This is a genomic window from Aquidulcibacter sp., assembly GCF_049239865.1.
Classification (GTDB): domain Bacteria; phylum Pseudomonadota; class Alphaproteobacteria; order Caulobacterales; family Aquidulcibacteraceae; genus Aquidulcibacter.
Map to the genome: position 1 here is coordinate 19,076 of NZ_JBMLTR010000178.1, position 13,637 is coordinate 32,712.

10 protein-coding genes and 1 tRNA gene are annotated in these 13,637 nt (G+C 55.9%); 5 read left to right on the forward strand and 6 right to left on the reverse strand.

The genetic code is table 11. The features are described 5' to 3' along the window. Nucleotide 1: 1 nt before the first annotated feature. The 4 genes from ACOVRA_RS12450 to ACOVRA_RS12465 all read right to left on the reverse strand — a co-directional run bounded on the left by ACOVRA_RS12450 (nt 2) and on the right by ACOVRA_RS12465 (nt 2,857). Complete coding sequence (locus ACOVRA_RS12450; protein WP_421720570.1) at nt 2-1,153, reverse strand: glutathione S-transferase family protein; 1,152 nt, start codon at nt 1,151-1,153, stop codon at nt 2-4. 293 nt (nt 1,154-1,446) lie between these two features. Further along, a tRNA-Ser gene (locus ACOVRA_RS12455) sits at nt 1,447-1,536 on the reverse strand. Between the two features lie 86 nt (nt 1,537-1,622). Then, nucleotides 1,623-2,528 (reverse strand): alpha/beta fold hydrolase, encoded by a 906-nt coding sequence (locus ACOVRA_RS12460; RefSeq protein ID WP_421720571.1) that lies wholly within the window; start codon nt 2,526-2,528, stop codon nt 1,623-1,625. 32 nt (nt 2,529-2,560) lie between these two features. Then, nucleotides 2,561-2,857, reverse strand: coding sequence for an SCP2 sterol-binding domain-containing protein (locus ACOVRA_RS12465; RefSeq protein ID WP_290806565.1), 297 nt, complete (start codon nt 2,855-2,857; stop codon nt 2,561-2,563). Nucleotides 2,858-3,008: 151 nt separating this feature from the next. On the opposite strand from ACOVRA_RS12465, the gene ACOVRA_RS12470 reads away from it, so the two are divergent. Beyond that, nucleotides 3,009-3,830, forward strand: a complete 822-nt coding sequence (locus tag ACOVRA_RS12470; RefSeq protein ID WP_421720572.1) for an FkbM family methyltransferase — start codon at nt 3,009-3,011, stop codon at nt 3,828-3,830. Here ACOVRA_RS12470 and ACOVRA_RS12475 read toward each other — a convergent pair. Next, on the reverse strand, nt 3,827-5,338 hold the full coding sequence (locus ACOVRA_RS12475) for a sigma-54-dependent transcriptional regulator (protein WP_421720573.1): 1,512 nt from the start codon (nt 5,336-5,338) through the stop codon (nt 3,827-3,829). The genes ACOVRA_RS12470 and ACOVRA_RS12475 overlap by 4 nt on opposite strands. A gap of 232 nt (nt 5,339-5,570) precedes the next feature. On the opposite strand from ACOVRA_RS12475, the gene hisC reads away from it, so the two are divergent. The 3 genes from hisC to ACOVRA_RS12490 all read left to right on the forward strand — a co-directional run bounded on the left by hisC (nt 5,571) and on the right by ACOVRA_RS12490 (nt 8,950). Next, nucleotides 5,571-6,659, forward strand: coding sequence for a histidinol-phosphate transaminase (gene hisC / locus ACOVRA_RS12480; RefSeq protein ID WP_421720574.1), 1,089 nt, complete (start codon nt 5,571-5,573; stop codon nt 6,657-6,659). Then, nucleotides 6,659-7,624 (forward strand): prephenate/arogenate dehydrogenase family protein, encoded by a 966-nt coding sequence (locus ACOVRA_RS12485; RefSeq protein WP_421720575.1) that lies wholly within the window; start codon nt 6,659-6,661, stop codon nt 7,622-7,624. The genes hisC and ACOVRA_RS12485 overlap by 1 nt, the downstream gene beginning before the upstream one ends. A gap of 96 nt (nt 7,625-7,720) precedes the next feature. Next, the gene (locus ACOVRA_RS12490; RefSeq protein WP_421720576.1) at nt 7,721-8,950 is read left to right on the forward strand and encodes an EAL domain-containing protein; all 1,230 of its coding nucleotides are present in this window, start codon (nt 7,721-7,723) and stop codon (nt 8,948-8,950) included. A gap of 3 nt (nt 8,951-8,953) precedes the next feature. On the opposite strand, the gene ACOVRA_RS12495 is transcribed toward ACOVRA_RS12490, so the two are convergent. Continuing rightward, a complete protein-coding gene (locus ACOVRA_RS12495) occupies nt 8,954-10,465 on the reverse strand; it encodes a tryptophan halogenase family protein (RefSeq protein WP_421720577.1) in 1,512 nt (503 codons plus the stop codon). Nucleotides 10,466-10,811: 346 nt separating this feature from the next. On the opposite strand from ACOVRA_RS12495, the gene ACOVRA_RS12500 reads away from it, so the two are divergent. Further along, entirely contained in the window at nt 10,812-13,523 is a 2,712-nt protein-coding gene (locus ACOVRA_RS12500) for a TonB-dependent receptor (protein WP_421720578.1), read from the forward strand. The last annotated feature ends 114 nt before the right edge of the window (nt 13,524-13,637 follow it).

Consider the following 13,637-nt stretch of genomic DNA (forward strand, 5'->3'; position numbering starts at 1 on the left):
TTCAAGCCAGCACCAAGACATTGTCGTGCCGGGCTATTCTGCGCTTTGTTTCCAAGGCCATCATGGCACTTCCGCTCGTGCGTTCAAGTAGGGCGTCCAGCCGCTCGCGGTCGGCACCAGTCAGAGCCTGTGCTGCCGTGCGTGCTCGATCAAAATGCCAGAGAGCGTGGGGCTGGCTGGCCCGCTCCATCACCACGTCCCGCCAGGCATAATTTATCCGCCCGACATGGGGATGCACTTGCCGTCGACCATCAAGGGAAACCAATGTTCCTGTAGCCGCACTCTCAAGACCATCCAGCCAAGCGTCAAAGCGCTCTGCATCGGCTTTTAAGCCTGGACCCCATTGCGAAAACAGGAAAGCCAATATGGGCTCTAGGGTTTCTGGCAGGGCATCATCATCGGGAAAGCCTATGGCGAGGTCTTTAAAGTCGCCGTCCTTAAGACCCGGCATATTCATCCGCTCTGTCCAGCGAAAGACGCTCGGCGCGGTCGTCTTCATCAAAAATGCCGGAACAGGGTCGCGTGCCAAATGCGCATAGAGGGGTGCCATCATCCCAAAGTCGGCGGCACTCGGACAGCCACCCAGAAAGTAAGGATGGTTTTGAAAATGCGTCTCCAGAAGGGCCAGCAATTCCTTATAGCTCTCTTCCATCGCAGGGATAACTTGGGGCGTGACACCCAGATTGGGCAAAAAGTCCGCAAAGCGTGACATCAGCTTGCCAGCCTTCTCCATCCGATCGCGATAGCTAGGCGCTGGCACGGCGCGCGCGAACTCATTGCACAGAAAATGCTCTTGTTGTTCCCGATATGACCAGCGATAATGCATGGCGATGGGCATCAAATAATTGGACCCAAAGGCGTCAATTAGGTCCGCAACAATCCGCTGCAGCGGGCCAGCTGGGACAAAGCTGGGTGTCGCAACACGGCTCTCAATATGATCAATCATGGCCGTGGTGTCTTGGATGATCTCGCCGTCAGGTGATTGCATCACGGGAATCACTTTGAGGCCGACTTGGCGGATGATGTCGCCAACAAACTGGGGATCAGACGCCATCACTTCGTCATAGGCAACGCCCTTCTTAATCAAGTAAGAGCGGATTTTTCCAGTATAAAGTGAGTGGGGTGTACCCCAAATTGTATAGCGCTCATCCATCTGTCCTGACTTTCACTCCCAGCAAATCACTTTTTTGTTTTCGCCAGTCTTGCACAGGGTTTTGACTTCAACAAATGGGAAACTGCGTGACGGAGGACTGAATTTGCCGGGACACAGATCAGCTCGCAAAGCAGCCTGGTGTTGGGTGTCAAATTTGGGCTTTGTCGATGCAGACCGCGTGCGGGCTCAGCCTTGTGCCAAAGAATTCATCGGCTTTGCTCTGGCACGAAATGGCGATTGATGTCCGCGAAATTGGAACGCTTGTTTCGTAGCGGATCAAAAATCAGTCGAACTGGCGGACAGAGAGGGATTCGAACCCTCGATGGGCTTGCACCCATACACGCGTTCCAGGCGTGCGCCTTCAACCACTCGGCCACCTGCCCGTTCGAAGGCGCGGGTATAAACATCGTGACAGACTAAGCAAGCCATCAATGCACACAGGAGTGTAGTTGACTGGCCTTTAGGCGCTTTAGGCTAGAACTTGGTCCGCCCAAGTATCAAAATGGCCCCAGAATGCCGCCCGAATGGCATCGACTTCGTGCAAAAGCTCATGCTTGGACCCGGCGACCACGCGGAGCTGCCCGTGTGGTACTTGGCCACAAATGCGGACATGGGCGGCATTGTCGACAATCGTCTCGCCTTCGGCACTCACCACCAAGATCGGGAGATTGATTTGGGAAAGGCGGGCGGGCGTAAAGGACGCCATGGTCTTCATCGCCTCATCCAACCAGCCATTGGTTGGCCCAGCGATCTGCAGTGCAGGTTGCTCCAGCATCAAGGCATTGTTGCGGGCAAAACGCTTCGGGTCATGGGTAACTTGGTTGGCCTCAAATGCCTCGGGCTGCCAAGTCGTCGGCAGGGATGGCGCGACCTCCTTGGCTTTGCCAGTTGCTACCAAGGATTTGGCCAATAGGCCCATACCTGGCGGCCCTAGAATGCCCCACATGGGGGCCGAAAACGCGGCCCCAACCACATTTGGGATGGCATTGGTCAACAAAGCTTCCAAGCAAATCGTGCCGCCCATAGAATGGCTCAACAAGATGCGTTTGCCGGTCAGTTTATCGGAAACAGCGGCGACGGCGCGCGCCATATGGTCGGTTGCTTTGGCGAAACTATCGAGATGGCCTGCGTGGGCGGTTGCGCCCAAACGATCAGACCAGCCCTGACCACGGTGATCCACGGTCAGAACGTTGAAGCCCCGGGCGAGAAGATCAGAAATCGTCTCCGCATATTTTTCAATATATTCAGTGCGGCCGGGCGCTAAAATCACAGACCCGCGCGGCTTATCCCCTTCATAGGGAACAAAAGCCGCGCGGATTGTTTTGTCGTCAGGCCCAAGGACGCGAAAGGTCTCCAGACCTTGCAACGCATCCATCAAAGGGTCCTGAACCATTTGCATCGGTGCGATTAGCCGATGATCGATTGAAGCTTCATGGCAATCGACATATCGCCATCCACTTTCAGCTTTCCGCCCATAAAGGCGTTCATGCCGTTCAAGCGGCCTTCAACCATGTCGACGAAATCGCCGATTGCGATTTTCAAGGTGCAGTCTGCTGGGCCATCATCGTTGGTGACGGCATTGCCGTTCTTGCCATCGATATGGATTTTGCCGGCATCGCCGAAATCAAACTTCACGGTGTTGCCGAAAGCTGGCTTGGCTTCGACACGTTCTTTCATGCCAGCAGTAATTGTCGCGAGATCCATTTATTCCTCCCTGAGCGCATCCCGGAACAAGCTTGGGACGGCGCGGTGACTCCTTACTAGACCGGGATGGGGCTGAGGGGAAGCGGTACGTAACGTCAATTGGTGCGGCTATTTCCTTGCAAATGCAGATAACGCATGGCAACTCACGACAATGTTAAACGAAGTCAGTCCTTTCGGCACCTTTTCGCCCTCGGCCTTTCAGAGCCGCATCATCTCTTTCGCCCGTGGGTTTGATCCAGGACCCTTCAGCAAATTTGCTGCGTCGGTTGGAAAAAGGCTGATCTTTCCGGGGCTTGCTGGCCCCCTCGACTTGATGACTTGGGGCGTGAAGACCCGATTGGACCCGCGGCGCAACGTTACCGAAAAGCGGCTCATGTTCTCCCCTTCCCGCTTTGAGTTGGAAGAGCGCGAAATGTTGCGCAAAGAGCTCAAAGCTGGAGATGTCTTCGTCGACGTGGGGGCCAATGTCGGTGCCTATTCCCTGTGGGTCGGCCCACTCATTGGGCCAAGCGGCAAAATAGTCGCTATAGAGCCGCAACCCAGCGTCTTGGCCCGATTGCGTGCCAATTTTGCCCTCAACCCAGACTTTAACGCGCAAGTCTTTCCGTGCGGCGCGGGTGAAGCCAATAGCGTGATGACCCTGTCGGTCGGCAGCAGCAATGAAGGCGGCGCGTCTTTGGCGACGATTGGCGGCGGTGATGATCAAGTAGAGGTCGCGGTCCGCCCGCTGCTCAGCATCGTTGAGGAAGCCCGCTTAGAGCGAATTGACGCCCTGAAGATCGATATTGAGGGCTATGAAGATCGCGCCCTCCTGCCCTTCTTTGACCAAGCCCCCAAAAGCCTTTGGCCGCGTCTGCTCATTCTGGAACGCAGCGAAAAGGATTGGGCAAGTGACCTCATGGGCGCACTCACGCAAGCTGGTTATCGCCAGACGTTCTCAACCAAGCGCAATTATGTGATGCAGCTGGCCTAGCCAGCAGCCCGCGCCATATGCTCTTCCAAGTCATATTCTTTGAGCTTGCGATAGAGTGTTGAGCGGCCGATACCCAAGCGGCGGGCAACTTCGGTCATGTGCCCGGCATAGAGATCAATCGCATACTCAATGAGGTCGCGTTCAATCTGCTCTAACGTGCGCAAATGACCTGCCGGGTCAAAGATCGCGATGCCATTGCCTGCTTCAATCGCCGCAGCCAAAAGGTCACTATTGGCGGGCAAAGCGGGTAATTCAATGGACCCGGACATCGGGGGCGAAGCTTGAGGTGCCGCAACTTCCATGTCGACAGACGGGGCATCGGCAACAAAGTGCGGTAAGGCCGCTTGAATATGGGGGAAGTCCTCTGGCTGGAGGAAATCGCCATCGCACAGGACCACAGCCCGGAATACCGTGTTTTCAAGCTGGCGCACATTGCCGGGCCAATCAAAGCCTTGCAGCATGGCCATCGCTTGTGGCGTCGCGCCCAGAACCCGCTTGCCTTCTTCGGCATTGATACGGGTCACAAAATGCTTGATCAGCGCTGGAATGTCTTCCATGCGCTCGCGCAGTGGCGGGGCATCAATTGGGAAAACGTTTAAGCGGTAATAGAGGTCCTCGCGGAAACGACCTTCGGCAACCAGCTTGGCCAAATCCTTATTGGTCGCCGCAATAATGCGCACATCGACTTTAACCGGGCGCTTGGAACCCACGGGATCCACTTCGCTCTCTTGCAAGGCGCGGAGCAACTTAACCTGTATGTCGAGCGGCAGTTCGCCGACTTCGTCGAGGAAGAGCGTGCCGCCATCGGCTTCTTGGAATTTACCCAAGTGACGATCATGGGCACCGGTAAAGGCACCTTTTTCGTGGCCGAACAAAATGCTCTCAACGAGGTTTTCGGGGATCGCGCCGCAGTTAACCGCAATGATGGGGCGGCCCGAGCGCTCACTCTCGCCATGAATGGCGCGCGCGATCACTTCTTTACCGACACCGCTCTCGCCCAGGATCAGGACTGGGATGTTGGACGTGGCGGCGCGTTGACCCAGCCGGATCACTTGGCGCATCGCCGCAGCGCCAGCAACCATATCACCAAAGGTGAAGGTGCCAGAGGCCTTTTTCTTCAGGCGCTTCACTTCACCCGACAATTCGCCAACTTTTAAAGCGTTGCGGATGGACACCATCACACGCTCTGGGCTGGCGGGCTTGACGAAGAAGTCCGTTGCACCAGCCTGCATGGCCTTCACGACCGTGTCGATGCCGCCGGAAGCGGTCAGAACGACAACGGGCAAATCATCGCGTTTGGCGCGAATGGCGGCGAGCGCCTCCATGCCGGAAACACCCGGCATGATCAGGTCCAAGAGGACGACGTCAACGGCTGGGTCCATGGCTTGCGCAATGGCTTGTGCGCCATCTTCGGCAGTCCGAGTTGCAAAGCCTTGACGCTCAACAGCCCCCTGCAACAGGCGACGCTGCGACGGATCGTCATCAACGATTAGGACGGTCTTACTCATTATACCCACCAAATTCTTTGTTGCCGGGTTTTCCCGGTCATGACGCCTAAAACTCAAACCGAGATTTGATGCTTCTGCGTCTGTTCACCGCTCCTTCTACACGCAGGATGTAAAGGGTGACTTAAAATGGGACACTCCGGGCAAAGAAAACTGCACACAATGCCCCCTTGACCAAAACGGGTCGGAAGGTCATGCCCACGCAGCAGAAGATCACCTGATAAAGGCTAAGAGAATGTCAGTCGTACCCCTACCCGGAATTCTCGACATCGTCCCTTACAAAGGCGGCGAAGCAAAGATTCCGGGGATTGAAAATCCTTGGAAGTTGTCGTCCAACGAAAACCCTTTGGGCTGCAGCCCAGCGGCTAAGCGCGCTTATCAAGCTGCTGCGGAAGATTTAGCCACTTATCCGGACGGCGACCATCATGGCCTACGCGCCGCGATTGCTGGTCGTTATGGCCTCGATGCCGGCCGCATCATGTGTGGCAATGGCTCTGATGAGATTTTCCAGCTCTTGGGTCGCGCCTTCCTCGATCAGGGCGATGAGATTGTGCAGTCCGCGCACGGCTTCTTGGTTTATCGACTAACCGCACAGCAAGCCGGTGCCATTTGTGTCTCGGCCCCCGAGACCAATTTGACCGCTGATGTTGATGCACTTTTGGCCTGTGTGACGCCCAAAACCAAAATTGTCTTCTTGGCCAATCCGAATAATCCGACAGGCACCTATTTGCCTTATTCGGAAATCAAGCGCCTGCATGCAGGCCTGCCCGAAAATGTGCTCTTGGTTCTCGATGCGGCCTATAGCGAATATGTGCAGACCAATGATTATTCGTCGGGTCTCGAACTGGCTGGGGAAGCTGGCAATGTGCTGATGACGCGCACCTTCTCCAAAATCCACGGCCTCGCTGCTGCCCGCGTCGGTTGGTGCTATGGCCCGCAGGTCGTGATTGATGCGCTCAACCGCGTTCGTGGACCGTTCAATATCAGCGCGCCAGGGCTTGCAGCGGCTGAGGCCGCCATGCTCGACCAAGATTTTGCCAACCAAAGCGTCGCCTTTAATGCCCATTGGCTGGCCTTCTTGACCCAGGAAATCCGTGCTTTGGGCCTCGAAGTGACCCCAAGTGTAGGTAATTTCATTCTGGTGAAATTCCCGAGCGATGCTGGAAAGACGTCGGAAGCCGCCGATGCTTATTTACGGTCGCGCGGCGTCATTGTGCGCGCGGTCCGTGCCTATGGCTTAGACGCCTATTTGCGCATTTCAATTGGCTTGGAAGAGCCAAATCGCCTCACCGTCACCGCGCTTAAAGAGTTCATGGCATCCTGATGTCGGAATCGGCCCGCCATTTTGACACCTTAGCCATCATTGGGGTCGGACTCATCGGCTCGTCGCTAGCGGCTGCCGCCAAGGCGAACAAACTGGCTTCGCGCATTGTGCTTTATGACCTGAACCCGGCCGTGCGCAGCCGCGTGCAGGAATTAGGGCTTGGCGATGTGGCTGAGACAGTCGAAGCTGCCGTTTCTGGCGCAGACTTGATCATCCTATGCACGCCACCCGCCACGATGGGGGCCATTGGGGCGCAAATTGGGGGCCATATCCAAGCCGGTGCTATTGTAACCGACGTTGGCTCTGTCAAAGAGGCCATTGTCCAGCAACTCCAACCGGTTTTGCCGGAAAGCTGCTTCTTAATCCCCGGCCACCCGATTGCAGGGGTTGAAAAGTCTGGCCCCGACGCGGGCTTTGCCACCTTGTTCGAGGGCCGCTGGGCCATTCTTACCCCGCTCGCTGACCCCCGCCCCGCCTATCAAGACGCGGTTGAGCGGCTAACCCATTTCTGGGAAGCCATGGGTGCCAAAGTCGATTGTATGGACCCAGTCCGTCATGACCAAGTCCTCGCCATGACCAGTCATTTGCCGCATTTGATCGCCTTTTGCGTGGTGGCAACCGCCCAAGATGTGGAAGCGGTGACCGATAGCGAAGTCGTTAAATATTCCGCCGGGGGGTTCCGAGACTTCACCCGCATCGCGGCTTCAGACCCGACCATGTGGCGGGATGTGTTCTTATTGAACAAGGATGCTGTCCTCGATCTCCTTGGGCGGTTCTCAGAGGATTTAACCGCTTTGCGCCGGGCCATACGCTGGGGCGATGGCGATACGTTGTTCTCAACCTTTGAACGGGCACGTGCCATGCGTCGCGAGGTCATTGAGGCCGGGCAAGATACCGCCATCACCAATTTTGGCCGCGACCTGACCGCATCGGCCAAAGCCAAAGACGATGGAAAATCCGACTGAAATTTGTCGCACGTTTCACGATGGTAAACCAAACGTTAACCAGTTCAGCCTCCATGATTTGCGGGTGAAGATTCCTTGCATGATCGGGAGAAGCCCGTGCTAGCCGCCGCCAATTTTATCCTCTTTTTGGTCTATTGTGTCGCCGCCATCGGATTGGGAGCGTTTGCCTTCTATATCCAAGAAGTCAGCCTAGCGGTCTCTGTTTGTATGGGCGGATTATTGGGCGTTGCGTGCGGCTTGTTCCATCTGGCTTTCACGCCGCGCGAAGCAAAGCTCGCCCGCTCCGAAAAGACCCGGATCGACAATGAATTCCAATCCTTGAAGGACATGCATGTTGCAACCCATCAAGAGATTGAAACCCTGAAAACCACGGTGGCAGAAGATGCCGCGTCCCGCGAAGCCGCTTTAGCGCGCGAAGTGCGCGAAATCGCCATGCTCCTGACGACCTATGTGCAGAAGAATGAGCGTCGTCGCGAGGCTTCCGCCGTCGAAGGCCAAAAGCTAACACCACGCCGGTCCGATCAAAATCTCTTGGCGGCTGTTCGCTCAGCCTTGGAAGAAAACCGGATTGAGCTGCATCTGCAGCCCATCGTTGCGCTGCCCCAGCGCAAAACCGTCTATTATGAAGGCTTCACCCGCCTGCGCGATCCTTCTGGCGCGGTCATTTTGCCAAGCGAATTCCTGCGCGTAGCAGAGCCTTCCGGTCTGGTTGGCGAGATCGACAATCTCCTTTTGCTGCGTTGCGTTCAGATCGCCCGTCGCCTCTTGAAGCAGGATCGGCGCATTGGGTTGTTCTGCAATATCTCGACGACAAGCCTGGGAGACGAGACCTTCTTCCCGCAATTCATTGCCTTCCTGCGCGATAACAAGGATTTGGCAGGCTCAATCATTTTTGAGTTGACCCGCGACTCGTTTGAGAAAATCCCGATGGCCGCCGAGCGCAATATGGGTCGCCTGTTCGATCTGGGCTTCCGCTTCTCGATTGACCGTTGCGAGACCCTCGACCTCGACTTGCGTAAACTGGAACGTATGGGCGTGCGCTATGTGAAGATTGCTGGCGATAAATTGGTGCAGCAATTGGTGGAAGCCAAAGCTGTCCCTGTAACTGGCCTCAATCGCCAGTTTGAACCCGCTGACGTCTCTGCCCTCTTCTCTCGCTATGGGGTTGAGCTGATTGCCGACCGCGTCGAGACCGAACGCACCATTGTCGAAATCTTGGAACTCGACATCGGCCACGCTCAAGGCAATCTGTTCGGCAAACCGAAGGCCAGCGCCGAAGTCGTCAAAGCCAGCGAAGAAGGCCCACGCCTGCGCATGGTCAGCTAAAATCTAGCCAGCCCGACAGGTTTGGTTGATGAAGTCGCGGTGGGTTGGGAAAGTCTCAGCCGTTTGCGCCATCAGTGTCTTTAAGCTGGCCAAGTGACGATCGGCTTCGACATGGGTGCGGGTATCCACCAAGGGGTCATAGCCCGTTGGTTCCACAAATTGACCCAGATAAACCGCCAACCAACTTGGATTGAGGAAGAGCTCTGGCCCATCTGACACCATGCGGCCGTATTTGCGGAAGTGTGCCATCTTGTAAGTCAAAGTATCTGGCAAGCTCATGGACGCGCAATAGCGCCACAGTTCGGTATCATCCCGCTCTGTCGCGCAATAATGCAGGATGAGGAAATCGCGAATCCGCTCCCACTCATAGGTGCTCAGGCGATTGAACTCTGTTTCCAAAACAGGATCGACCGTCTTATCAGGAAAGAGCGCGAGGAAACGGGTGATGCCAGTTTGAATGAGATGCAGGCTGGTTGATTCCAGCGGCTCCATAAAGCCAGCGGCCAGACCAATCGCGACACAATTCTTGTGCCAGATCTTCTTCCGTTTGCCCGTTGTAAAGCGCAAAGGCCGCGGGTCGGCCAAGGCCTTACCGTCCAAATTGGCGAGTAAAGTCCGCTCCACCTCCTCATCGGAAATAAAGCCGCTGGAATAGACATAGCCATTGCCAATGCGATGCTGCAGCGGAATGCGCCATTGCCAACCAGCCTCGCGCGCGGTCGAGCGGGTATAGGGCGTGAACTCGCCACCATGTTCGCACGGCACAGCCATCGCCCGATCACACGGCAGCCAATGGCTCCAATCCTCATATCCTGCTTTGAGCGCGCCTTCGATCAACAGGCCACGGAAGCCAGAGCAGTCGATAAAGAAATCGCCTTCAACCTTGCGGCCATCTTCCAGCGTCACATGGGTGATGCGTCCATCTTCGCCACCCAAGCCCACATCCGCGATCTTGCCTTCCATCCGGACGACCCCGCGTGCCTCGCTATAGGATCGCAGGAATTGCGCATAAAGCCCGGCATCAAAATGATAGGCATAGTCAAAGGTTGATTGGATCAGGCGCGGGTCTTGGGTTGGCGGTGCAAAACGGCCGCGCTTGGCGACTTGCCAAGCCATGGTGAATTCATCGAGCGAACCAGGGTCGCGGCCCGTCTGGCGCGCGCGCAGATAATATTGGTGCAGCGGCACCATATCAAAGTCGGCCCCATAGGTTCCAAAGGGATGGAAATAGCGGTGGCCTTGGCGGCCCCAATTCACAAATTCAATGCCCAGCTTAAACGTGCCTTGTGTGCGAACGACGAAGTCCTTCTCGTCGAGGCCGAGCGAGCGATTAAAGACTTTGATCGGTGGAATGGTCGCTTCACCCACGCCAACGGTGCCGATTTCATCGGATTCTATCAGAGTGATGGCACAGCCTCGCCCCGCTGCATTGGCAATGGCCGACGCCGCCATCCAGCCGGCAGACCCGCCACCAACAATCACCAAGTGCTCAAGCTTTTGGCTCTGACCCTGCATAATGCCCCCCGACCTCATCTCATGTTCCGATATAACCACAACAGTGAAGATGACGAGTCCGTGTTGTTGCAACGCTGCACCAGTTTGACAACTTTGTCGCATTTACCTGCATTCGCAGCCACTTTCCCATTGCACAATCGTTGTGATTTTGTCATGTAGCTTTCCTACACGTTCACAAATAAATGATTGCTGGACGTATTTTGGATGCTGATTCAAGTCTCTTGGGTCAGTTTTAGGAGCGGAATATCGTCGGGCGGCCCGCGAATTGGCTGATAACCGGCGTGTTCTGAAGGGAATCACAAGCGGGTCCGTTGCGGTCGGATCGGCTTATTTGGGAGGAACCGCGATGAATATACACACAGAATCACGCCTCGGCGTGTCGCGCGCTCGCTTGTTGGCTGGTGCAGTGTCTTCGGTTGCCCTGTTGGCAGCTATGAGCGGGACAGCCCACGCACAAGCGGCTTCCACCACTGAAGCATCGGACAAAGACGTCGAGACCATCGTGGTCGTCGGTATCCGTCGCGGTATTGAAAACTCCATCAACGCCAAGAAAACTTTGGGCGTCATCGCCGAAGTCGTCTCGGCTGAAGACATCGGCAAGCTGCCAGACGTCTCCATCGCAGAATCCTTGGCACGTTTGCCAGGTGTGGCTGCGCAACGGATCGACGGTCGCGCTTCGCAATTGTCGGTTCGCGGCCTTGGCCCCGACTACACCACCACCCTGTTGAACGGCCGCGAGCAAGTCTCGGTTGGCGACAACCGCGGTGTTGAATTCGACCAATATCCATCGGAATTGTTGGGCGGTGCAGCCGTCTACAAAACCCCAACCGCAACCCTGTTGGCTCAAGGTGTCGCCGGTACGGTTGACCTTCAAACCATTCGCCCACTGAAGTTTGGCCGTCGCCAATTCGCAGTTGGTGCGCGCTATGAGCAAAACGATGCTGGCGCTCTGAACGCTGGTACGTCAGACACCGGCAACCGCGTTTCGCTCGCCTATATCGACCAATTCATGGACGGTAAGCTTGGCGTTGCTTTGGGCTATGCCCACATGGAATCGCCCTATCAGTCCAACCGCTATGAAGCTTGGGGCTATCCTACCAATGGCGCGAACTTCATCATTGGCGGTGTGAAGCCTTACGCCTTGTCGGGTAACATCACCCGCGATGGCTATATGGGCGTGATCGAGTTCCAACCATCTGAAACCCTGACCCTGTCGTTGGACGGCTACTACTCGAAGTTCAATGACGAGCAGATCCTGCGCGGCATCGAGCTGCCACTTTGGTGGTCGGGTGCACAATTGCAGCCAGGCGCAGTTGTCACCAACGGCATCACGACGTCCGGCCAGTTCAATGGCGTAAAAGGCATCATCCGTAACGATGTCCGCGCTCGCGAAGCTGAACTCGCTGCTTTGGCCGGTAAGGTCGAGTGGCAGATGAGCCCGAAAGACTCAGTCGTATTTGACCTGAGCTGGTCGAAGGGTGACCGCACCGACACCGACATCGAATCCTACTCCGGTACGGGTCGTGGTTCGGCAGGCGCAACCGACAACCTCGCCTTCGCTACCGCTGAAGCAGGCCGCTTGGTGTTCAAGCCAACTCTGAACTATGGCGACTACAACACCATCAGCCTGACCGATCCAGGTGGCTGGGGCCAAGCTGGTTATTACAAGGCACCAGGTACGGTTGACGAGCTCAACACCCTGAAGATTGCTGCAAAGCATGAGTTCAGCGGCGACAAGGCCATCAAGTCGGTTGATTATGGTCTGGGCTATTCGGATCGCAGCAAAGAAAAGACCGTGAATGAATGGTTCTTGGATCTGGCTGGTGGCGCAAACAGCGTTGCCATCCCGACTTCGGCTCGCGTCGGCCAAACCAATCTGTCGTGGTTGGGCTTGGGCAATGTGGTCAGCTATGATCCACGTGGCTTCTTGGGCACCATCTACTCGCTGCGTCCAAACACCGCTGCAGACGTCGCCATCAAGAGCTGGTTGGTTGAAGAAACCATCCTGACCGCGTTTGCGAAGTTCAATATCGATACTGAAGTCGGTGGCGTTGCACTGACCGGTGATTTCGGCGTTCAAGTCGTGAACACCGATCAAAGCTCAACCGCTCGCGGTCGCAGCAACTCAACCGCTACTTTGGTCTCCAAGACTGAAGGCACGGATTACACGGAAGTTCTGCCCAGCATGAACTTGGCCTTCGCGCTCGACAACGATGCTAAGGTTCGCGTCGCTTTGGCACGCACGCTGTCGCGTCCACGTATGGACCAGATGAATGCGGCGTTTAGCTACAGCTATGACAGCTCGATCGTTCCAAACCGCGGCACGCGTTGGTTCCAAAACTCGGGCAACCCATTGCTGCAGCCGATCTTGGCTCAGGCTGTGGACGTCAGCTATGAAAAGTACTTCGGTCGCCGTGCCTACTTCGCAGTGGCTGGCTTCTACAAGAACTTGGAATCTTGGATCGTCGATAACGTTGAGCGTCCATTTGATGCAACTGGTTTGGTTGTACCAACCGGCGCGCCTGCAAGCCCAACCAACGTCGGTATCGCCAGCTCGCCTGGTAATGTGAAGGGTGGTTTCATCCGTGGTCTCGAATTCACGGCTTCGTTCCCATTCGATCAGTTCGTGCCAGCTCTCGAAGGCTTTGGTGCTAACTTCAGCGCGACCTATAATGACAGCAGCGTGAAGCCAATCGCCGGTCAGCCTGCAACCAAGGTTCCAGGTCTGTCTGAGAAGATCTTCAACACGTCGGTCTATTACGAGCGTTACGGGTTCCAAGCTCGCTTGAGCAACCGCTATCGTTCAGACTTCACTGGCTCGGTTGTTGCTTTCGGCGCTGGTCTCGAAACGCGCAGCATTCAAGCTGAATCGGTTCTGGATGGTCAGATTGGTTACACCTTCCAATCCGGTCCTTTGAACAATCTGTCGGTTCTGTTCCAAGTGAACAACATGACCGACGAGCCATTCACCACGTTGGTTGACGGCGATTCGCGTCGCGTGAAGGACTACCAAGAATATGGTCGCACCTTCTTGGTTGGTGTGAACTACAAGTTCTGATCTTGAAAGATCGGTAACATTATGACCCCCGTCGGCCTGCGCTGGCGGGGGTTTTCTATGTTGTGATTTGCCCCTGCCCACGGCCTATGTCAGGCACGTGTTGGTGTGGCGAGG

Bases quoted from the DNA above. Each gene is read 5' to 3' on its own strand.
- ACOVRA_RS12500 (WP_421720578.1), top strand. From the start codon at position 10,812: ATGAATATACACACAGAATCACGCCTCGGCGTGTCGCGCGCTCGCTTG.
- ACOVRA_RS12475 (WP_421720573.1), bottom strand. From the start codon at position 5,338: ATGAGTAAGACCGTCCTAATCGTTGATGACGATCCGTCGCAGCGTCGC.
- ACOVRA_RS12470 (WP_421720572.1), top strand. From the start codon at position 3,009: ATGTTAAACGAAGTCAGTCCTTTCGGCACCTTTTCGCCCTCGGCCTTT.
- ACOVRA_RS12495 (WP_421720577.1), bottom strand. From the start codon at position 10,465: ATGCAGGGTCAGAGCCAAAAGCTTGAGCACTTGGTGATTGTTGGTGGC.
- ACOVRA_RS12460 (WP_421720571.1), bottom strand. From the start codon at position 2,528: ATGGATGCGTTGCAAGGTCTGGAGACCTTTCGCGTCCTTGGGCCTGAC.
- hisC (WP_421720574.1), top strand. From the start codon at position 5,571: ATGTCAGTCGTACCCCTACCCGGAATTCTCGACATCGTCCCTTACAAA.
- ACOVRA_RS12485 (WP_421720575.1), top strand. From the start codon at position 6,659: ATGTCGGAATCGGCCCGCCATTTTGACACCTTAGCCATCATTGGGGTC.
- ACOVRA_RS12465 (WP_290806565.1), bottom strand. From the start codon at position 2,857: ATGGATCTCGCGACAATTACTGCTGGCATGAAAGAACGTGTCGAAGCC.
- ACOVRA_RS12450 (WP_421720570.1), bottom strand. From the start codon at position 1,153: ATGGATGAGCGCTATACAATTTGGGGTACACCCCACTCACTTTATACT.